Here is a 20,804-nt window from a genome sequence, read left to right on the forward strand (position 1 = left end):
CGCGTCGCGGGGAAGGCGACGAGAGGAAAACTATCGAGCCCGTTCCCGGGCCCGGTAACCGCGAACCCACCGGTCGCGGTTACCGGCGGTTGGGGCCGCCGGTGGATTTCGCCCCGGGAATTCGTGCCATCGTCGCGGCCAGCGACCGATGCCGAGGAGGGGGTTGCCGGTGCGCGACAACGGGAACTACGTGCGGGACCTGCTGGCCGCCGTCACGGCGACGCCGGACCGGCCCGCGCTGCACTGGCGCGGAGGGGTCGTGACCGGGCGCGAACTGGCCTACCGGGTCACCGCCGCCGCGCGCGACCTGGCCGGGCTGGTCGCCGACCGGCCCGGCGGGACGCCCGTGGTCGGCCTGCTCACCGTCACCAACACCCCCGACACGCTCGTGCTGCGGTACGCGGCCAACCTCGCGGGCGCGACCGCCGTGCACCTGCAGACCGCCAACGCGGTCGACCCGCGCGACCGCATCGACCTCGACTGGCTGCGCGGCCAACTGGACATCGCCCGCGTCGACGTGCTCGCCGTGGACGCCGAACACCTGGAGGCCGGTCGCGCGCTGCGCGACGCCCTCGCCTCCACGCCCGCGCTGGCCGGACCGGGGCTGCGGGCCGACGACGTGGTCGACCTGTCCGCCGGACCGGCCGGCCACACCGGGTCGCGGGTGGACCCCGACGCCGCCGCGACCGTCACCTACACCAGCGGCAGTTCCGGGCGCCCCAAGGGGGTCGCGGTGTCGTTCGGGGTGCGCCGCGCGGCCGTGCGCGGCCTGGCCGCCGACCCCGGCACCGTCTACCTGTCCACGCTCCCGTTGAGCCACACCAGCGGCGCGGTCGCGGACATGACGCTCGTGGCGGGCGGTTCGGTGGTGCTGCACCCCGAGTTCGACGCGGGCGAGGCGCTCGCGGCGGTCGAACGGCACCGGGTGGCCCGGATGACGGTGTCCCCGCCGCAGCTGTACGCGCTGCTGGACCACCCGTCGGTCCGCGCGGTCGACCTGTCGTCGCTGCGGACCCTGACCTACGCGGGCTGCCCGGCCTCGCCGACCCGCCTGGCGGAGGCGGTCGAGGTGTTCGGCGACGTGCTCAACCAGACCTACGGCACGACCGAGCTGGGCCCGGTCACCGAGCTGGGCCCGGCCGACCACCACGACCCCGCGCTGCTGGACAGCGCGGGCCGCCCGACCTTCACCGAGGTCGTCGTGCGCGATGCGGACCTGCGGGAGCTGCCGCCGGGGCGGACCGGCGAGGTGTGGGTGCGCACGCCGTTCGCGATGCTCGGCTACTGGCCCGACCCGGCCGCCGCCGACTCCGTGCGCGACGCCGAGGGCTGGCACCGCACCGGCGACCTGGGCCGCTTCGACGAGCGGGGCTACCTGCGGCTGCACGGCCGCATCTCGGACGTGATCAAGAGCCGGGGCGTCAAGGTGCACCCGGTGGCCGTGGAGCACGTGCTGACCGGCCACCCGGACGTGCTGGGCGCGGCGGTGTTCGGGGTCCTGGACGCGGACCGGGTGGAGCACGTGCACGCCGCCGTCGTGCCCCGGCCCGGCGCGTCGCCCGACCCGGAGGACCTGCGCGGCCACGTGGGCGGCGTCCTGTCGGCCAACCACGCCCCGGTGACCATCCGGTTCTGCGCCGAGCTGCCGCTCAACCCCGCCGGCAAACCCGACCGGGCCGCGCTGCGGGCCGCGGCGGGTGACCGGCGGTGAGCGTCTCGGTCGCGTCGGTGCTCGCCGAGGCCGCCGCCCGCCGGCCGCACCACACCGCCGTGCTGCACGAGGGCGAGCGCGTCGACTACGCCGGGCTGTGGCACCGGGCCCGCGCGCACGCCGCCGTGCTGCGCGGGCGCGGCGTGGGCCCCGGTGACCGGGTCGCCCTGCTGGTGCCCAACCACCCGGTCTTCTGCGAGGTCTACTTCGCGGTGCTGGCGCTGGGCGCGGTCGCCGTGCCGGTGAACGTGCTGCTGACCGCCGACGAGGTCGAGTTCGTGCTGGCCGACTCCGGCGCGGGGCACGTGGTGTGCGCCGGTTCGCTGCTGGGCGTCGGCGAGCCCGCCGCCGAGCGCGCCGGCACCCCGCTGCTGCGGGTGCTGGCCGACGCGCCCGACGCGCTGGACCGGCTGGCGCGCGACGCCGAGCCGATCGCCGAGCACGTGCTGCGCGCCCCCGACGACCTGGCGCTGGTGCTCTACACCTCCGGCACCACCGGGCGGCCCAAGGGCGCGATGCTGACGCACCTCAACGTCGTGCTCAACGTCGGCACCACCATGCGGTCCCCGTTCGACATGGGGCCCGACGACGTGCTGTTCGGCTGCCTGCCGCTGTTCCACACCTTCGGCCAGATCTGCGGGATGCTCACCTGCTTCGCGGCCGGCGCGACGATGGTCCTGGCGTCCCGGTTCGCCGCCGCGCCCGCCCTCGACCTGATGGCCGAGCACGGCTGCACGGTGTTCATGGGTGTGCCGACGATGTACCACGACCTGCTGGCCGCCGCCGGGACCGCACCGCGCACGCCCCGGCTGCACCGCGCCTACTCCGGCGGCTCCGCGCTGCCGGTGCGGGTGCTGGAGGACGTGGAGCGGGTGTTCGGCTGCCCGGTGTACGAGGGCTACGGCCTGACCGAGACCTCGCCGGTGGTGGCCTACAACCAGAAGGCGTGGCCGCGCCGCCCCGGCACCGTCGGCAAACCGGTCTGGGGCGTGCGGGTCGCGATCGCCCGCGCCGACCTCGACGCCCGCGTCGAACTGCTCCCACCGGGCGAGGTCGGCGAGGTGGTGATCAGCGGGCACAACGTGATGGCCGGCTACCTCGACCGCCCGGAGGCCACCGCCGAGGTGCTGGTGGACGGCTGGTTCCGGTCCGGCGACCTGGGCGTGCTCGACGCCGACGGCTACCTGCGGCTGGTCGACCGCAAGAAGGACCTGGTCGTGCGCGGCGGGTTCAACGTCTACCCGCGCGAGGTCGAGGAGGTGCTGGTGCGGCACCCGAAGATCGACCGGGTCGCGGTGATCGGCGTGCCCGACGAGCGGCACGGCGAGGAGGTGTGCGCCGTGGTCGCCCTGCGGTCCGGCGTGCGCGGCTGCGCCGAGCTGGCCGCCGAGCTGGCGGCGTGGTCCAGGGAGCGGCTCGCGGCCTACAAGTACCCGCGCCGCTTCGAGTTCGTCGACACCTTCCCGCTGGGTCCCAGCGGGAAGGTCCTCAAGCGCGAACTGGTCGCCCGCTATGCGGGGTGACCGGGCATCGCGGCACGACAGCGGCCCGGCGGTAATCGCCGGGCAATCGCGGGCCCACCGCCGGCACCGGTCCCCCGGTGTCGCGAGTGGACGCCCGATGGGCGGTGTGCGGTTGGCTTGCCGCCTCGCCCATGACCGCCCAGAGCGCACAGGGATTGGGGAACCACTGTCATGAGCAGCACAGTCGACACCGTCGACCTCGTCCGCGAGGCCGAGGAGCACGGGCACCGCTACGTGGCGGCGTTCAACGCGGGCGACATCGCCACGTTGGACACCATGTACACCGAGGACGCCATCTCGGTGTGGGAGCCCGGCTCCCCGCTGACCGGCCAGGCGCGCAAGGACGCGCTGCGCGAGTTCATCGCGCAGAAGCCGAAGATGACCGCCGGCCTGCGCGAGTCCCACGTCACCGCGGACACCGCGCTGCTCGTCGTGGACTGGACGATCGAGGTGGGCACCGAGCGGTTGAGCGGGGTCGGCCTGGACGTGCTGCGGCGACGCGGCGGCAAGTGGCTGTTCGCCGTCGACAACCCCTACGGCGAGCAGTGAGCGCCGGTCCGGCCGCCGGCCCGGCGGCGGAGGTGCGCGAGGCGGTCACCGCGCTGGTCCCGACCCTGCGCGAGAACGGGCGGGAGGCCGAGGACAACCGCTGGATCCCGCAGGACAACATCGACCTGCTGGACAAGGCGGGCGTGTTCCGGCTGGCCGTGCCGACCCGGTTCGGCGGCTTGGACGTGCCGCTGCTCGACCAGGTCTCGGTGGTCTCGGAGATCTCCCGGGGCTGCGCGTCCACCGGCTGGGTGGCCAGCGCCTGGGTGCAGGGCGCGTGGGTGGCGAGCCTGTTCCCCGACGCCGTGCAGGAGGAGGTGTTCGGCGAGGGCGCGGTGCGCGTGTCCGGCGGCCTCGCGCCGACCGCCACGCTCGTCCCGACCGACGGCGGCTACCTGCTCAACGGCTCGTGGGGCTTCAACACCGGCGTCCGGGGCGCGCACTGGGACTTCCTGGCCGCCGTCGTCCCCGGCGAGGGCGGGGAGTACACCCCGGTCTACGCGCTGGTCCCGACCGACGAGATCACGATCGCCGACGACTGGCACGTCAGCGCCGCCGCCGGCACCGGCAGCTTCACCGCGTCCGCGACGGACGTGTTCGTGCCCGCGCACCGGGTCGCGGACGCCGCCGAACTGGTCACCGGCACCACCGGGAACCGGTGGAACGCGGGCCTGCCCGGACGCGGCTACGGCCTGATCACCTACGTGATGGCGATGTCCGTGGCGGTGTTCACCGGAGCGGCGCGCGGCGCGTACGACACGTTCGTCGAACGCGCGCGCGGGCGGGGCATCGCCTACACCGACTGGACCGACCTGTCGGCCCACCCGCTGACCCAGGTCAAGGTCGCCACCGCCGCGAACAAGATCGCCGCGGCCGAAGCCCTGACCCACAACTTCATCACGGCGTTGCAGGAACGCGCGGACGCGGGGGAGCACCCCACGGTCGCCGACAGCGTCCGCGTGCGCGGCGAGTCCGGGTTCGCGGTCCAGTCGGCCAAGGAGGCCGTGGAGGTGCTGCACGAGGTCGCGGGGGCGTCCTCACTGCTGCGCAAGGAGCCGTTCCAGCGGTTCCACCGCGACGTCCTGGGCCTGTCCCGGCACGGGATGCTCACGCCGAACACGAACCTGGAACTCCAGGGACGCGTCCTGCTCGGACACGAGCCGGACACGCTTTTCCTGTAGTCCGAGGAAAGAACCCACCGCTGCGCGGTCGACCAGGGGAAGACCAGCCTTCCTCCCGTCGACCGCGCGGCGTGTGCGCACCAAAACCACAACCGCCGCCCTACATGGGGGATCACTTTGTCCAACCAGCATTCACACCGCCCCGCCCTGTCCCGCCGCGGCCTGTTAAAGGGCCTCGGCGCGGGTGTCGTGCTCGCCGGCACCGGGTACGGCTCGGCGCTCGCCGACACCGAGGTCGGCGGCTGCGACGCCCTGGTCATCGGGGCCGGGTTCGCGGGTGTCACGGCGGCGCGCGAACTGCGGGCCAGAGGTCTGCGCCCGCGCATCCTGGAGGCCCGCAACCGCATCGGCGGTCGCACGTGGACCGACCGGTTCGCCGGGGTGTCCGTGGAGATGGGCGGCGAGGCCGTCGACGAGAAGCAGCCCAACGTGTGGCGCGAGGTCCAGCGCTACGGCATCCCGCTGGGCACCACGCTGGGCGCCGAGCGCATGTACATGCCGCAGGAGTTCGGCGCCTACGCGCCGATGCCCACCTCCGAGGTCGGGCCGCGGATGTCGCAGCTGTTCACCCCGTTCTTCAACGGGTCGCAGGACATGTTCCCGCGCCCCTTCGAGCCGCTGTACCGCTCCGACCTGGTCGTGCCCGCCGACTCGCTGTCCTTCCGCAACCGGCTGGACCAGCTCGGCCTCGGCGCGGCGGACCGGCTGTGGGTCAGCGGGTCGTTCAGCGGGCTCGCGGGCGGCGACTCCAGCCGTGGCGCGTACACCATGCTGATGCAGTCGTGGGCGCTGTCCGGGCACACCTTCCAGGGCTTCCTGAGCGTGAACACCTACCACCCGGAGACCGGGACGGTGGCCCTGCTGCAGGCGATCCTCAACGACGCGCGCGCCGACGTGCGGCTCAACTCGCCGGTCGTGTCGGTCGAGCAGACCAGGACCGGCGTCCGGGTCGTCACGCGCGGCGGCCAGGTCCACGTCGCCCCCGTGGTGGTGCTCGCGGTGCCGGTCAACGTGTGGCGCACGATCCGGTTCAGCCCGGCGCTGCCGGCGGCGTACCCGCAGATCTCGACGCAGGGGATCGGCGCGCCCAACGTGCAGAAGCTGTGGCTGCTGGTGGACGACACCGACGGCCCGTTCGCCACCCAGCCGCCGGAGGGCACCGCGCTGGGCGCGGTGCGCCCGCACACCCGCACGCCCGAGGGCCTGGTGATGTTCGGGTTCGGCTACGACCCGAACATCAACTTCAACGACCGCGCGACGGTGGAGACCCACCTGCGCCGCGTCGTGCCCAACGCCCGGGTCAAGGCGGTCAAGGCGCACAACTGGGCGAACGACCCGTACGCGCTCGGCGGCTGGTCGTTGCGCCGGCCCGGCCAGCTCGCGGGCCCGTACACGCAGGTGCAGCAGCCGCAGGGCCGCATCGCCTTCGCGGGCAGCGACCTGGCCAACGGCTGGAGCGGCTACATCGACGGCGCGATCGAGTCCGGGACCACCGCCGCCCGGTACGCGGCGTCGGTGGTGCAGGCCCCGGCGTTCGCGCGCTGACGGCAACCGGCCCCGCCCCGGGCGCGCTGTCCGGGGCGGGACCCCACCCGAGCGGAAGGGAGCACGCCGTGGACCGGGTTCTCGGCGCGGAGGTCACGCGGTTCCTCAAGCAGGACAAGGAGTTGTTCGTCGACGGCCGGTTCGGGCCGGCGGCCGGCGGGCGCACGTTCGACACCGTGGACCCGTCCACCGGCGACACCCTGGCGCAGGTCGCGTTCGCCGGACCGGACGACGTCGAGGCGGCCGTGGCGGCGGCCCGCGCGGCCCTGGACGGGCCGTGGGGCGCGCTGCCCCCGTCGGGCCGGGAGCGGCTGCTGGCGCGGCTGGCGGACCTGGTCGAGCGGGACGCGGACGTGCTGGCCGAACTCGACGCCCTCGACGGCGGCAAGCCGCGCTCGGTGGTGGCGGCCGTGGACGTGCCCGGCGCGGTCGAGCACCTGCGCTACTACAGCGGCTGGCCCACCAAGCTGGAAGGCGCGGCGCTCCCGGTCGGACTGCCCGGCACGCTGTGCTACACGCGGCTGGAGCCGGTCGGGGTGTGCGCGGCGATCATCCCGTGGAACTTCCCGCTGATGATGGCGGGCTGGAAGCTCGCGCCCGCGCTGGCGGCCGGCTGCACGGTGGTGCTCAAGCCCGCCGAGCAGACCCCGCTGTCCGCGCTGTGGCTGGCCGGGCTGGTCGCCGAGGCGGGTTTCCCGCCGGGCGTGGTCAACGTGCTGACCGGCGACGGCTCCACCGGGGCCGCCCTGGTGGACCACCCGGACGTGGCGAAGGTGGCGTTCACCGGGTCGACGGCGGTCGGCCGGGAGATCGCGGCCAAGGCGGGTGCGGCGGTCAAGCGGGTCACCCTGGAACTGGGCGGCAAGTGCCCGAACATCGTGCTGGCCGACGCCGACCTGGCCGCCGCGATCGCCGGCGCGGCCGAGGCGGCGTTCTTCAACTCCGGCCAGAGCTGCGTGGCCGGGGCCCGGCTGTACGTGCAGCGCGCGGTCTACGACGAGGTCCTGGCCGGCCTGGCCGGGGCGGCGTCCGGGATCGCGCCGGGGCCCGCGCTCGACCCGGAGGGCGTGCTCGGGCCGCTGGTGTCGGCCGAGCAGTACGCGCGCGTGCGCGGCTACCTGGTGGACGCGGTCGGCCGGGGCGCGCGGGTGGTCGCCGGGTCGGTGCCGCCGGAGGTGCCCGGAGGCGGGTACTTCGTCGCGCCGGTCGTGCTGGCCGACGTGCCCGCCTCGGCCGCGCTCGCCCGCGAGGAGGTGTTCGGGCCGGTGGTCGTGGTGACCCCGTTCGACACCTTGGACGAGGTCGTGGCGCTCGCCGAGGACACCCCGTACGGGCTGGCCGCCGGGGTGTGGACCCGTGACCTCGCGTCGGCGCACGTGCTGGCGGCCCGGCTCAAGGTCGGCATGTTCTACGTCAACGCGTGGGCGGTCGGCGACCCTGCCGCGCCGTGGGGCGGCGTGAAGGCGTCCGGCATCGGCCGGGAACTCGGCCGGGCCAACCTCGACGCGTACCTGGAACCCAAGACGGTGTGGGTCGTGCACGGCACGCCCTGACCGGGTGCCACAGGAGAACGGGCCGGGTCCGCGCGGACCCGGCCCGTTCTCCTGTGGCACAAGGGCTTGTCAGGCTTGCGACCGTCCCAGCAGGACGGGGAGTTCCCGGTGCCCGTTGGAGACGAAGGACTCCAGTGGGCTCAGGTGCCGCGGCGCGGCGGCGAGTTCCAGCTCCGGGAACCGGGCGAACAGCGCGGGCAGCGCGATCCCGGCCTCCATGCGGGCCAGCGGAGCACCGATGCAGAAGTGCACGCCGTGCCCGAAACCGATGTGGTCGGCCCGGGTCGGCCGGGTCACGTCGAACGCGTCCGCGTCCGGGCCGTGCACCAGCGGGTCGCGGCCGGCGGCGGCGAACGAGATCAGGATCGGCTCGCCCGCGAGGATCGTCGGCCCGCCGGGGACCTCCACGTCGGACACCGCGAACCGCAGCGGCAGGTTCGCGAACGGCGCTTCCAGCCGGATCGACTCCTCCACCACGTCCGCCCAGCCCGCCGCGCCCGACCGGACCGCCGCCAGCTGGGCGGGGTGCGTCAGCAGCGCGAAGACCGCCTGGTCGATCAGGTTCGTGGTGGTCTCGTGGCCGGCCGTGAAGGTCAGCAGCACGGTGTCCACCAGCTCCTGCTCCGACAGCCGGGTGCCGTCCTCGGCGCGGGCCGCGATCAGGGCGCTCACCAGGTCGTCCGACGGCTCCGCGTGCTTGAGGTCCACCAGCCCGTGCAGCAGCTCGTACCCGCGCCGGGTGTACTCCGCGACGGCTTCCTCGTCCTGGGCGGTCATCCACGCCCCGATCACGCCCAGCAGCTCGCCGCGCACGTCGTCGGGGATGCCCAGCAGCTCGGAGATCACCGCGGCGGGCAGCGCCTGCGCGAACTCGGCGCGCAGGTCCACCGGCCGGTCCGGGCCGTGCACGGCGAGGTCGTCCAGCAGCGCCGCCACGATCGCCTCCACCCGGGGCCGCAGGTCGCGGGTGCGGCGCGCGGTGAACGCGCCCGCCACCAGCTTGCGCAGCCGGCGGTGCTCCTCGCCGTAGGAGGTGATCATGTTGCGGTCGGCGACCCACATCGCCAGCGGCCACGTCCGGGCCAGCTCGCCCTCGCCGTTCTCCCAGGCGGGCCAGTGCTTGTAGGCGTCGCGGGACACCCTCGGGTCGGTCAGCAGCCGCTTGATCAGCGCGGTGTCGGTCACCAACCAGGCGACGACGCCGCCGGGCAGCTCCACCCTGGCCGCCGGGCCGTGCGCCCGCAGCGCGGCCACCTCGCCCTGGATGTCGCGGCCGGTGGTGTCGAGCACGTGCGGGCTGGTCTGGGTCATGACTGGCCTCTCCTCCGGTGGACCCGAGAGCCGCACGGCCGGCGGCGCTCCCACCGTAGGCAGGCGGCGTAACCGGGCGCGCACCGCGCACTTCGCCGCCGGTTACCGGGGCGTGACCGGGCCTCCCGCGCCGGCTGACAGGCTCGGGCCGGGGTGTCGATGGGGCTGTCGACCCCCTCGTCCACATCCGAGTTCCAGGGAGTTCCCCATGGTCAGCGTGGAAACCGACACCGACACCGACGTCGACGCGGTGGTGGCCGCCGTGCGCGCGGCCGTACCCCGCCTGCGGGCCAACGGCCAAGCCGCCGAGAACGCCCGGCGGGTGCCGGCGGAGAACCTGGAGCTGCTCGACGCGGCCGGCGTGTTCCGCATCGCCACCCCGCGCCACTACGGCGGGCTGGACTTCTCCTTGGCCGACCAGGCGAAGGTGCTCGCCGAGGTCGCCCGGGGCTGCGGCTCCACCAGCTGGGTGGCGATGGTGTGGCTGTCCAGCGCGTGGATCTCCTCGCTGTACCCGGAGGAACTCCAGCGGGAGATCTTCACGACGCCCGCGCCGCGCGTCTCCGGCGGCTTCCTGCCCACCGGCACGCTGGTCCCGGTCGAGGGCGGCTACCGGCTCAACGGCACCTGGCGGTTCAACTCCGGCTGCCAGGACGCCGACTGGAACATGATGATCACCCTCCTCGAACGGCCCGACGGCCGGGTCGACGAGGCGGTCGCCATGGTGCCGATGTCGGAGTTCACCATCGTGGACGACTGGCACGCCGCCGCGCTCGCCGCGACCGGCAGCTGCACGACCATCGCCGAGGACGTGTTCGTGCCCGCCCACCGGGTGGTGATCCCGGCGGAGGCGGCGGCCGAGCTGGCCGAGCACCCCGAGCTGCTGGCCGCACTGCCGCCGGGCCGCGCCTACAGCCTCTACCCGTTCCTGTTCTCCCAGGCGGTGTCGACGTTCATCGGGTTGGCGCGCGGCGCGTACGAGCTGTTCACCGAACGCCTGCCGGGCCGGGGGATCAGCTACACGTCGTGGACCGACCAGCGCGAGCACCCCGTCGTCCAGGTGAAGGTCGGCGTGGCGGCGAGCCGGATCGCGGCGGCCGAGGCGCTGGCCGAGCGGATGTACCGGCTCCAGCAGGACCGGGCCGACGCGGGCGAGGAACCCACGCTCGACGAGCGGGTGGAGATCCGGGGCCACAGCGCGTTCGCCGTGCAGCTGCTCAAGCAGGCGGTGGAGGAGCTGTACGAGGCGGCCGGCGCCACCGCGATCCGCCGCGACCAGCCGCTCCAGCGGTTCCGCCGCGACATCGAGGGTTTGTCGCTGCACGGGTGGATCGTGTTCGCCACCAACATGGAGGTCTACGGCCGGCACCTGCTCGGGCTCGACCCCGGCACCGAGATGCTGTGACCGAAGACCACTGAGGACCGGCGACGGCAGCCCTGCCGTCGCCGGTCCTCAGTGGTGTGCGGTGTCGTCGGTGGTGCCGATGTTGGTCGTGGAGGTCGGAATCCGGCGCGACTGCGGCGGGACCGGTCGTTCAGGCGGACAGGTGGCGGAAGCGGCTGCGGTGGTAGAGCAGCGCGGTGTCGTCGGGGCCGTGGCCGGTGGCCAGGACCTCGCCGATGAAGATCGTGTGGTCGCCGGCGTCGTGCGCGTCCACGAGCGCGCACTCCAGCCACGCCGCGGCGTTCACCACGACCGGCGCGCCCGTGCGCGGGCCGGGTTCCCAGTCCACGCCCCGGAACTGGGCCGCGCCCGGCGGTCGGGACTTGTCGGCGAAGTAGCGGGCCACCGGCTCCTGCTCGGCACCGAGCACGGACACCGCGAACCGGCGTTCGGCGGTGAGCGCCGCGTGGGTGCGCGCGGTGTGCGCGACGCAGCACAGCACCAGTGGCGGGTCGAGGGACAGCGAGGTGAACGCGTTGGCCGTCATGCCGTGCGCGTGACGGCCGCCGACGGTGATCACGACTACGCCCGTGGCTAACCGGGCCATGGTGTGGCGCAACGAATCCGGGGCGATCGCCGCGCGGGCTCCTCCGGTGGTCGACATGGCCGTGACTCTTCCGCAGGGGGCGGCGGCACCACCCATCGACCGGTCACGCCCGGTACACCGGCCGAGGTCTTACCGCTGTGTGACCGACGGGTCATACCGTCGAGGCATGTCCACCGCAACGGCCGAGTACGAACTCGCCGAACCCCTGATGCTCCAGTGGCTCACCGCGCTCGGCGTCGACGTCGAGTTCGTCCGCGGCGAGGGCAACACCCTCTACTTCGTCGGCCCGGACGGCGTCGAGGTGCCGGTCCTGGACTACGCCGGCGGCTACGGCTCGCTGATCCTGGGCCACAACCACCCGGCGATCGTCGGCGCGGCCCGGGAGTTCCTCGACGCGGGCACGCCGGTGCTCGCCCAGGCGGCCCGCCAGCCCGCCGCGAGCCGGCTCGCCGCGGCGCTGAACTCCGTGCTGCACCGGGAGTTCGACGTCGAGGAGCCGTACTTCGCGGTGTTCGCCAACAGCGGCGCGGAGTCGGTCGAGGTGGCGCTCAAGCACGCCGAGTTCGACCGGGTGCTCAAGGTCAAGGCGCTCGCCGACGAGATCACCGCGCACCTGGAGGCCGCCGGCAGCGCGCTGGCGTCGGGCGCGGCGGTGCTGCCCGAGCGGACCGCCACGGCGCTGGGCCTGGCCCCCGGCAGCGGGTTCGAGGCGGTGGCGGCGGAGATCGGCGGCCGGCTGGCCGCGCTGGCCGGTCGCCCGTCGCTGTTCCTCGCCCTCGAACGCGGGTTCCACGGCAAGCTGGTGGGCAGCATCCAGATCACCCACAACCCGGCGTTCCGCACGCCGTTCGCCACCATGGCGCCGCAGGCGCAGTTCGTGCCGCTGGACCGGCTGGACGTGCTGGACGAGGTGATCGCCGCGGAGCGCGCCACCGTGCCGGACGTGGTGGTGGAGGCGGGCGCGGTGACCGTCGTCGCGCGGGAGTTCCCGGTGTTCAGCGCGTTCGTGCTGGAGGTCGTGCAGGGCGAGGGCGGCATCCGGGTGGTGGACCGGGCGGCGGCGGAGCGGATCCGGGCCGCGTGCGACGCCGTGGACTGCCCGATCGTGGTGGACGAGATCCAGAGCGGCATGGGCCGCACCGGGGCGTTCTTCGCCGGTTCGCTGGTCGGCCTGGTCCCGGACTACGTGACGCTGGCCAAGAGCCTCGGCGGCGGCATCGCGAAGTCCGCCGTCACGCTGGTGCGCGGCGGGCGCTACCGGCCGGAGTTCGAGCTGCTGCACAGCTCCACCTTCGCCAAGGACACCTTCTCCAGCACGCTCGCGCTCAAGACCGTGCAGCTGCTGGAGGCCGACGGCGGCGCGGTCTACCGCCGGGCGGCCGAACTGGGCGACCGGCTGACCGCGCTGTTCACCGCGCTGCGCGCGGACTACCCGGACGTGGTCAAGGAGGTCCGGGGCAAGGGGCTCATGCTCGGGCTGGAGTTCCACGACCAGACCGGCTCGGCCGCGCCGTCGATCGCGCAGTCCGCCCGAACCGACACCTTCGGCTACGCGGTGGCGGGCTACCTGTTCCGGGTGCATCGGATCCGGACATTCCCGACGGCCAGCGCGACGACGACGTTGCGCTTCGAGCCTTCCGTACTGCTTTCGGACGAAGAGATCACCCGTTTGGACGTTGCGCTGCGCGCACTGGCCGCAGTGCTGCGCGCCCAGGACGAGCAAGCGTTCACCGCCGTCTGACCCACAAGCGCACACCCGTCCAACGGTCGCGTGCCGTAGCCTGTCAGCGGCGCACCGTCACGGTGCGCCCGCTGTCGGGTCGGGCACGGGGACCTGCGCCGGCTCTGGGACGGCGGCACGGCGGATGGGGGACGAGTGGCGATGACGGTCCGGACACGACCGAGGCACTGCGGGCTCGACGCGGCCATGGAGGTGATCAGCGGCAAGTGGAAGGTGCTCATCCTGTGGGAGTTGCACGACGGCGACCGGCGGTTCGGCGAGCTGCGCAAGAGCGTGCCAGGGGTCAGTGACAAGGTGCTGGTCGAGCAGTTGCGCCAGCTGGAGGCCGACCGGGTGGTGTGGCGCGAGCTGGACGACGCGGTGTCGCCGCCGCGCGTGGAGTACTCGCTGACGGCGATGGGCCGGGAGCTGTTCGAGGCGTTGCGCCCGCTGGGCGCCTGGGGCCGCGAGCACCTGGTCCCCACCTCGCGGGACGGCGACCAGGTGCTCGCGGCGTCGGTCAAGCGCGGACCGGGCTGACCTCCGCCGACCCGCAGGACCGCAGCCGGGCCACGGTTTCGACGTCGGGCTCCACCACGGGCGGCCTCGGGGCCCGCTGCGGGGTCCCGATGTCGAGCAGGCTGCGGAAGTAGCGCCGCCACCCCGGCTGCCGGGGCAGCGAGTCGTCGTCGGGGCGGGCGGGGGAGAACCGGGCGGGTTCGCGCGTCCTGGTGTCCTCGGCCGAGGACACCAGGTGCTCGACCATCTCGTCCACGGCCGCGTCGCCGAGGGCTTCCAGCGTGATGGTGGTGACGTGCCGCTTGCCGCCGCCCCAGGTCGGGCGGCGGCCCAGCAGCTCCGAGCGCGCCGACGCGACCACCAGCAGCGGCCCGGACGCCGCGTCGGCCAGTTCGCCGACGAAGTCCAGCAGGCTCTCGTCCGCCCGCTGGAGGTCGTCCACGATCAGCACGAACGGCCGGCTGAACTCGGTCATCGCCAGGAACCGCTGCCACGCCCGCAGTTCCTGCACCGGGTCGTTCATCACGAACGCCAGGTCCGGGTCGAGGTAGGGCGCGATGCAGGTGAGCATCGCCTCCACCCGCACCGGGTCGTCGATCAGCCGGGTGATCACGGTGGCGGCCTTGGTCAGCGCGGTGCCCGGGTCGTCGTCGGGTCCGATGGCGCAGATGGTGTGGATCAGCTCGCGCTGGAGGTCGTGGATCGCGTCGATGTCCACGCCGGTCGCGCCGGCGGGCCGCCGGGACACCTGGAACCGGGCGATGTGCGCCTGGCCGTGGGCGCGGGTCTCGAACTCGTCCAGCAGCCGGGTCTTGCCGGTGCCCGGGTCGCCGAGCAGGGTCACCAGGTGCGCCGCCGACCGCAGCCGGGTGCGTTCCAGCATGCCCAGCAGCAGGCCGATCTCGAACTCCCGCTCCGCGGCCAGCCCCGGCGCCGCGCCCACGAAGTCCTTGCGGATGCCCTGCAACCGGTAGTCGTGCACGTCGCCCTGCTGGTAGACCGCGAGCGGCTCGGTGGCCTCCCGGGTGGTCTCGCAGACCCGGATCTCGCTCACCCCGGTGCGCAGCAGCAGGGTGTGGCAGCGGTCGAGCAGCGTGCCGGTCAGCGTGACGGGTCCCCACCCGCCCGCCGGGTGGCGCACCATCACCTCCCCGGTGACCACGGCCGCGTGGAACGAGACCAGGGGCGCCGTCCCGGAGTCCGCGTCGGGCCGCAGGTCCTCGCCGATGGCCAGGGCCGCCAGCACCGCCCGCTTCGCCGCGTCCACCCAGTCCGAGCTGGGCTCGAACACGGTCAGCGACACCGAGCCGATGGTGGCGCTGACGATGCCGGCGAAGTGCTCGGCGTTGACCCGCACCAGCTGCGCGATCTCGGCCAGCATCCGGTCGACGCCCGGCGTGTTCGCGCCGTCCTGCCCGTCGTCGATCACCGTGCGCACCAGCAGCACGCTGACCGTCTTGCGCTCCTCGCGCGCGGGCGGCACCTCGTCGGCCGGCCGGGGCGCACCGGGTTCGGGCAGCGGCCGGCCGTTGCCGGGCGCGGCCGGCGCGGACTCCGCCGACCGCGCCGGCGGCGCGGGCCACGGGTCGAGCACCACCTGCGGTGCCGGCGCGATCGGTGACGACAGCGCCGGCGCGGCCGGCAGCCGGACCGTCGCGCCGTTGCCGAACCGGTTCGGGTCCGACGCCCGCGAGGCCATCCCCAGGTCGACCGGCGTCCCGGTGTGGCCGCGCAGCGGTACCGGCGCGGAGCCGCGCGGCGTGAGCAGCAACGGGTCGTGGGCCAGGATCGACTGCTGGAGCGCGCGCAGCTCGCGGCCGGGCTCCAGGCCCAGCTCCTCGACCAGCGCCACCCGCACCCGGCTGTAGGTGTTGAGCGCGTCGGCCTGTCTGCCGCTGCGGTACAGGGCGAGCATCAGCTGACCGGCGGCGCGCTCGCGCACCGGGTTGGTCTCGACCATCCCCTCCAGCTCGCTGAGCACCGCGAGGTGCCGCCCGCAGGCCAGCTCCGCCTCGAAGTGGTCCTCCATGGCGTCCCAGCGGGCGTTCTGCAGCACGGCCAGCTCCAGCCAGCTGATGCCGGCCTCGGTCAGGTCGGCCAGCACCGGGCCGCGCCACAGCGCCAGCGCCTCGCGCAAAACCCGCGCGGCGGGCTCGGGCTGGTTGTCGGCCAGCCGCCGCCTGCCCTCGGCCACCCGGTCGTGGAACACGTGCAGGTCGATGTCGTCGCGCTCGACGCACAGCTTGTAGCCGGGCGCCTGGGTGACCAGCGCGGGCGTCCCGTCGACCCGGTCGCCCGGCACCGGGCCCCGGCGGAGGCTGGACACGGAGTTCTGGAGGATCTTGCGGGCCGACAGCGGCGCGCTGTCGGCGGGCCACAGCGCGTTGAGGAGTTGGCTGATCGAGACGACCCGGTTGGCGTGCAGCAGGAGGTAGGCCAGGGTCGCCTTCTGCTTGGTCCCACCCAGGCCCTCGCGTTGTCGCTTGCCCTGCACCTCCAGCGGCCCCAGCAGCCGAAACCGGATGAGTTCCCCCATGTGTCCTGCTCCCCTAGATGAAGTGGCTGGCGGACCGGGTTCCGTCCTCGGTCGGCGGACCCGGGCATCGACTGGGCAGTGAGGAGACCTCAAAACCATGCGACGGGCCGTACACTCCATTGTGCTGGCGACTCCGCACCACGTGTCCCCCGAATGGCAGAATATTCGCTAATTCATCATACATCAGCGGGCATGGTTGGCAAGAGCTATCTCCGGCACTGGCGCTTACCAAAACGTAAGTACCTCGCGGTGCCGGTCAAGGGGAAAGCCGTATTGATCGACCGGCGGGCGATCCCCGGGCACCGCCCACGGTGGTCGGTCGGGCTCACCGGGCGGTAACCCGGGGAGGTCGACCGGTTACCGCCCGTGTTACCGGTGCGTGGGCGGTCCGAAATTACGCTGGTGGAGCCCTTTCCCTCGGCCTGTCCGGCACGGGCGGGCCCGGTCCAGCGAAGGTGACGGCATCCCATGAATTCCGGCATCGGATTCGATATCCCGGACGACCCGCACGAGCAGAATGATCTGTTCGTCCGACTTTTCAACCACGGCGACGGCAGCCTCTACGATTCGATGTACACCCCCGACGGCATCTCCAATATCTCCGGGGGGCCGCTGACCGGGGACGAGCGCACCCGGTTCTTCAAGGATTTCCTGGCGGGCGGCCCGAAGATCGACTCCAAGGTCGTGGGGGCATTCACCACGGGCGACACCTCGCTGCTGTTCGTGGACTACCACCTGGACGTCCCCGGTGACGACGGCCAGATGGTCAGCGTGCACGGGGTGTGCACCGACGTCCTGGTGCGCAACGCCGACGGCGAGTGGCGGCTGGCCATCGACCGGCCGGTGCCGACCGACACCGCGAGCGCGCACGCGGGTTAGCCGCGTCCCGGCCCCGGACCGCCGCTCGGGCACCCGGGGCCGGGACCCCGGCCACCGCGTGTTACCGCCGCGTGACTGCGAGTTGGAGGCCGGAGCACCGGCCGCGCCTAGCGTCCGAACCGCCCGGCGCAGTCGCCGGGGCGCTCCCCACCGGAGTGGGTCCGGCGCTTCCCCGCAACGCCCACGGCAAGGAGAACACCTGACATGGCCAGCACTCCCGACCTCCGCAGCGGACCGGCGTCGACCCTGCCCGACGTGCTGGCCGAGCGCGCGGCCCGGCAGCCGGACGAGGTCGCCTACGTCTTCCTGCGCGACGGCGAGGTCCCGGCGGAGTCGACCACCTACGCCGGGCTGCACGCCGACGCGCGGGCCAGGGCCGCCGCGTTCACCGCCGCCGGCCTCGCGGGCGGCACGGCGGTCCTGCTCTACCCGTCCGGCCTGGAGTTCGTGCGCACCCTGCTCGGCACGATGTGCGCCCGGGTGGCCGGCGCGCCCGCCCAGGTGCCGCGCCGCCGGCAGGGCGTGGCCCGGCTGCGCCGCATCGCCGACGACGCCGGCACCACCACCGTGCTCACCACCGCCGCCGTCGAACGGGACCTGGTCGAGCGGTTCGGCGACCTGCCGGAGCTGGCGGGCCTGACGTTCGTCGCCACCGACGCGCTGCCCGACGCGCCGACCGCCCCGGGGCCCGGCGACGGGCCGTCCCCGGACGACGTGGCGATGCTCCAGTACACCTCGGGGTCGACCGGCGACCCCAAGGGCGTGATGGTCACCCACCGCAACTTCATCGAGAACGCGGTGGAGACCGACGCCCTGTGGCAGTGCCGGGACGGGGCGGTGTTCGTGTCGTGGCTGCCGCTGTTCCACGACATGGGGATGCTGTTCGGGATCGTGATCCCGCTGTGGACCGGGCGGCCCGCCTACCTGATGGCCCCCGACGCGTTCATCCGCCGCCCGGCCCGCTGGCTGGAGGCGATGTCCCGGTTCGGCGGCACGCACGCCGCCGCGCCCAGCTTCGCCTACGACCTGTGCGTGCGGGCCCACGAGGAGGGCGGCACCGCCGACGTCGGCGACCTGTCCCGCTGGCGGGTCGCCGCCAACGGCGCGGAACCCGTGCGCTGGGCGACCGTCCGGGCGTTCCTCGACGCGTTCGCGCCCAACGGGTTCGACCCGCGCGCGATGTCGGCCGGCTACGGCCTGGCCGAGAACACGCTCAAGGCCACCGGCAGCGACCCGTACCGCGAGCCGAGCGCGCTGTGGGTGTCGACCGCCGCCCTGAGCCGCGGCCGGGTGGAGCAGGTGCCCGCCGCCGACGGCGCGACCGTGCTGGTCGGCGCGGGCGTCGCGGTCATGGGCACCACCATCGAGATCGTCGACCCGGCCACGTCGACCCGGCGCGCACCCGGCGAGGTCGGGGAGATCTGGATCAGCGGGCCGTGCGTGGCGGCCGGCTACCACGGGCGGCCGAGGCTGAGCGAGGAGACCTTCCGGGCCAGGCTCGCCGACGCGCCCGGCGACGCCCGGACGTTCCTGCGCACCGGGGACCTCGGGTTCCTGCACCGCGGCGAGCTGTTCGTGGCGGGCCGGCTCAAGGACGTCATCATCCGCAAGGGCCGCAACTTCTACCCGCAGGACATCGAGCTGTCGGCGGAGTCGGTCGTGGCCGGCCTGCACCCCAACTGCGCCGCCGCGTTCTCCCTGGACGACGGGGTGGAGGAGCGGCTGGTGGTCGCGGTCGAGGCGGACGGCCGGGTGCTGCGGGCGGTCGGCCCGGACGGGCTGCGCGCCCTGGTGCGCGACGTGGTGACCGAGAACCACGGCCTGGTCGCCGACGACGTCCTGGTGCTGCGCCGGGGCGTGCTGCCCAAGACCTCCAGCGGCAAGATCCAGCGCCGCGCCGCCCGCGCCCTCTACGAGTCCGGCGACCTGGTCGACGTCACGGCGTCCCGGCCGGTCGCCGCCGGGGAGCGGGCGTGACCGGGCACGGCGCGGGCACCACCCGCCAACGCCTGGACGACCTGGTCGACCGCCGCGCGAAGCTGCTCGCCCAGCAGGACGAGCGGGCCGTGCGGCGGCAGCGGGACAAGGGCAAGCTCACCGCCCGGGAGCGGATCGACGCCCTGCTGGACCCCGGTTCGTTCACCGAGCTGGACGCGCTGGCCCGGCCCCGGGCCGAGGACTACGCGCGCGACCGGCCCGCCGGCGACGGCGTGGTGGTGGGGCACGGCACGATCGACGGCCGCCGGGTGTGCCTGTACGCCTACGACTTCACCGTGCTGGGCGGCTCGCTCGGCGAGGTCAACGGCGGCAAGATCGTCAAGCTGCTGGACTTCGCGCTGCGCGCCGGCGCGCCGGTCGTCGGCATCAACGACTCCGGCGGTGCGCGGGTCCAGGAGGGCGTGGTGTCGCTGGCCCGCTACGGCGAGCTGATCCGCAAGCACGTCGACGCGTCCGGGGTGGTCCCGCAGATCTCGCTGATGGTCGGGCCGTGCGCGGGCGGCGCGGTGTACGGGCCCGCGATCACCGACTTCGTCGTGATGGTGGACGGCATCTCGCACATGCACGTGACCGGCGCGGACGTGATGCGCACGGTCACCGGGGAGGACGTCGACCCGGAGGAGCTGGGCGGCGCGTTGCGCAACAGCGCGGTGTCGGGCAACACCCACTACCTGGCGCGCGACGAGAAGGACGCGTTCGAGTACGTGCGGCTGCTGCTGGGCTACCTGCCGTCGAACAACACCGCCGACCCGCCGGTCTACGCGGCCACCGAGGACACCGGTCCCCGCCCGGCGGACCTGGCGCTGGACGCGTTGATCCCGGACGGCCGCAACCAGCCCTACGACATGACCGAGGTGGTGCGCGCGGTGCTCGACGGCGGCGAGCTGCTGGAGGTGCAGCCGCTGTTCGCCCGCAACATCGTGTGCGGGTTCGGCCGGGTCGACGGGCGCAGCGTCGGCGTGGTCGCCAACCAGCCCGCGTTCCTGGCCGGCGTGCTCGACATCGACGCCAGCGAGAAGGCCGCGCGGTTCATCCGGCTGTGCGACGCCTTCCACGTCCCGGTGCTGACCTTCGTGGACGTGCCGGGGTTCCTGCCCAGCCTGGAGCAGGAGCGGTTGGGCATCATCCGGCGCGGCGCGAAGCTGATCTACGCCTACGCGGAGGCGACCGTGCCGATGGTGACGGTGGTGACCCGCAAGGCGTACGGCGGCGGCTACGGCGTGATGGGCTCCAAGCACCTGGGCACGGACGTGAACCTCGCCTGGCCGACGGCCGAGATCGCGGTGATGGGCGGGGACAGCGCGGTGACCCTGCTGCACCGCCGCGAACTCGCCGCCGCCGAGGACCCGGAGGCCGAGCGGGAGCGCCTGCGCGCCGAGTACGAGCAGCGGCTGTGCAACCCGTACGTGGCCGCCGATCGCGGCTACGTGGACGCGGTGATCCTGCCCAGCGAGACCCGCCGGTACGTCGCCGACGCGCTGCTGGCGCTGCGCGACAAGAGGGCGGACCGGTTGCCCCGCAAGCACGGGAACATCCCGCTGTGACGCCGCCGGAGGTGCTGGCCGTCGCGGGCAACCCGACGCCGGAGGAACTCGCCGTCGCCCTGGTGGTCGTCCGGGCGCTCGCCGCCGCGCGGGCCGCCCGGGACGAGCCCGGGGCACCCCCGCGATCCCGCCCGCGCGGGCTGCGGGGGCCGTTGGTGCGCGGCCCCTGGGGGCGTGGTGCGCGCCTCTAGCGCCCGCTCGTCCGCGCTCGCCGTGACGTGAACCGCCGTTCCCCGAACCACTG

At 73.9% G+C, this 20,804-nt stretch carries 16 protein-coding genes; 13 read left to right on the forward strand and 3 right to left on the reverse strand.

Annotation, left to right across the window (positions count from 1 at the left end):
- Positions 1 to 169 precede the first annotated feature (169 nt).
- From AC0HI0_RS06210 to AC0HI0_RS06235, 6 genes are all read left to right on the forward strand, one after another.
- Positions 170 to 1,711 (forward strand): class I adenylate-forming enzyme family protein, encoded by a 1,542-nt coding sequence (locus AC0HI0_RS06210; protein WP_480931285.1) that lies wholly within the window; start codon positions 170 to 172, stop codon positions 1,709 to 1,711.
- Positions 1,708 to 3,234 carry a long-chain-fatty-acid--CoA ligase gene (locus AC0HI0_RS06215; protein ID WP_480931286.1) on the forward strand — a complete coding sequence of 509 codons (1,527 nt, stop codon included), beginning with the start codon at positions 1,708 to 1,710 and terminating at the stop codon, positions 3,232 to 3,234. Before AC0HI0_RS06210 ends, AC0HI0_RS06215 begins: the two co-directional genes overlap by 4 nt.
- A gap of 171 nt (positions 3,235 to 3,405) precedes the next feature.
- Positions 3,406 to 3,783: a YybH family protein gene (locus tag AC0HI0_RS06220; RefSeq protein ID WP_480931287.1), complete on the forward strand. Its 378-nt coding sequence runs from the start codon at positions 3,406 to 3,408 to the stop codon at positions 3,781 to 3,783.
- Positions 3,780 to 4,964, forward strand: coding sequence for an acyl-CoA dehydrogenase family protein (locus tag AC0HI0_RS06225; RefSeq protein WP_480931288.1), 1,185 nt, complete (start codon positions 3,780 to 3,782; stop codon positions 4,962 to 4,964). Before AC0HI0_RS06220 ends, AC0HI0_RS06225 begins: the two co-directional genes overlap by 4 nt.
- Positions 4,965 to 5,153: 189 nt before the next feature.
- Positions 5,154 to 6,509, forward strand: coding sequence for a flavin monoamine oxidase family protein (locus tag AC0HI0_RS06230; protein ID WP_480931289.1), 1,356 nt, complete (start codon positions 5,154 to 5,156; stop codon positions 6,507 to 6,509).
- Between the two features lie 68 nt (positions 6,510 to 6,577).
- On the forward strand, positions 6,578 to 8,062 hold the full coding sequence (locus AC0HI0_RS06235) for an aldehyde dehydrogenase family protein (RefSeq protein WP_480931290.1): 1,485 nt from the start codon (positions 6,578 to 6,580) through the stop codon (positions 8,060 to 8,062).
- A 69-nt stretch (positions 8,063 to 8,131) separates the two neighbouring features.
- On the opposite strand, the gene AC0HI0_RS06240 is transcribed toward AC0HI0_RS06235, so the two are convergent.
- Positions 8,132 to 9,373, reverse strand: a complete 1,242-nt coding sequence (locus AC0HI0_RS06240) for a cytochrome P450 family protein (RefSeq protein WP_480931291.1) — start codon at positions 9,371 to 9,373, stop codon at positions 8,132 to 8,134.
- 208 nt (positions 9,374 to 9,581) lie between these two features.
- Here AC0HI0_RS06240 and AC0HI0_RS06245 point away from each other — a divergent pair, with 208 nt between their 5' ends.
- On the forward strand, positions 9,582 to 10,778 hold the full coding sequence (locus tag AC0HI0_RS06245; RefSeq protein WP_480931292.1) for an acyl-CoA dehydrogenase family protein: 1,197 nt from the start codon (positions 9,582 to 9,584) through the stop codon (positions 10,776 to 10,778).
- 130 nt (positions 10,779 to 10,908) lie between these two features.
- Here the strand turns inward: AC0HI0_RS06245 and AC0HI0_RS06250 are convergent, their stop codons facing one another.
- Entirely contained in the window at positions 10,909 to 11,421 is a 513-nt protein-coding gene (locus AC0HI0_RS06250) for a flavin reductase family protein (RefSeq protein WP_480931293.1), read from the reverse strand.
- 109 nt (positions 11,422 to 11,530) lie between these two features.
- Between AC0HI0_RS06250 and AC0HI0_RS06255 the strand changes: the two genes are divergently transcribed.
- Together AC0HI0_RS06255 and AC0HI0_RS06260 are read left to right on the forward strand one after the other, a co-directional pair.
- Positions 11,531 to 13,105, forward strand: coding sequence for an aspartate aminotransferase family protein (locus AC0HI0_RS06255; RefSeq protein WP_480931294.1), 1,575 nt, complete (start codon positions 11,531 to 11,533; stop codon positions 13,103 to 13,105).
- 141 nt (positions 13,106 to 13,246) lie between these two features.
- The gene (locus AC0HI0_RS06260) at positions 13,247 to 13,624 is read left to right on the forward strand and encodes a winged helix-turn-helix transcriptional regulator (RefSeq protein ID WP_480931295.1); all 378 of its coding nucleotides are present in this window, start codon (positions 13,247 to 13,249) and stop codon (positions 13,622 to 13,624) included.
- Here the strand turns inward: AC0HI0_RS06260 and AC0HI0_RS06265 are convergent.
- Positions 13,605 to 16,139 (reverse strand): ATP-binding protein, encoded by a 2,535-nt coding sequence (locus AC0HI0_RS06265; RefSeq protein ID WP_480931296.1) that lies wholly within the window; start codon positions 16,137 to 16,139, stop codon positions 13,605 to 13,607. The two genes, AC0HI0_RS06260 and AC0HI0_RS06265, sit on opposite strands and share 20 nt — an antisense overlap.
- Positions 16,140 to 16,607: 468 nt before the next feature.
- Between AC0HI0_RS06265 and AC0HI0_RS06270 the strand changes: the two genes are divergently transcribed.
- The 4 genes from AC0HI0_RS06270 to AC0HI0_RS06285 all read left to right on the forward strand — a co-directional run bounded on the left by AC0HI0_RS06270 (position 16,608) and on the right by AC0HI0_RS06285 (position 20,751).
- A complete protein-coding gene (locus AC0HI0_RS06270; RefSeq protein ID WP_480931297.1) occupies positions 16,608 to 17,018 on the forward strand; it encodes a YybH family protein in 411 nt (136 codons plus the stop codon).
- A gap of 204 nt (positions 17,019 to 17,222) precedes the next feature.
- Positions 17,223 to 18,995 (forward strand): fatty acyl-AMP ligase, encoded by a 1,773-nt coding sequence (locus AC0HI0_RS06275; protein ID WP_480931298.1) that lies wholly within the window; start codon positions 17,223 to 17,225, stop codon positions 18,993 to 18,995.
- The gene (locus tag AC0HI0_RS06280; protein WP_480931299.1) at positions 18,992 to 20,560 is read left to right on the forward strand and encodes an acyl-CoA carboxylase subunit beta; all 1,569 of its coding nucleotides are present in this window, start codon (positions 18,992 to 18,994) and stop codon (positions 20,558 to 20,560) included. The genes AC0HI0_RS06275 and AC0HI0_RS06280 overlap by 4 nt, the downstream gene beginning before the upstream one ends.
- The gene (locus tag AC0HI0_RS06285) at positions 20,557 to 20,751 is read left to right on the forward strand and encodes an acyl-CoA carboxylase epsilon subunit (protein ID WP_480931300.1); all 195 of its coding nucleotides are present in this window, start codon (positions 20,557 to 20,559) and stop codon (positions 20,749 to 20,751) included. Before AC0HI0_RS06280 ends, AC0HI0_RS06285 begins: the two co-directional genes overlap by 4 nt.
- Positions 20,752 to 20,804: the final 53 nt, after the last annotated feature.

Source organism: Saccharothrix sp. NBAS 001 (assembly GCF_056640475.1).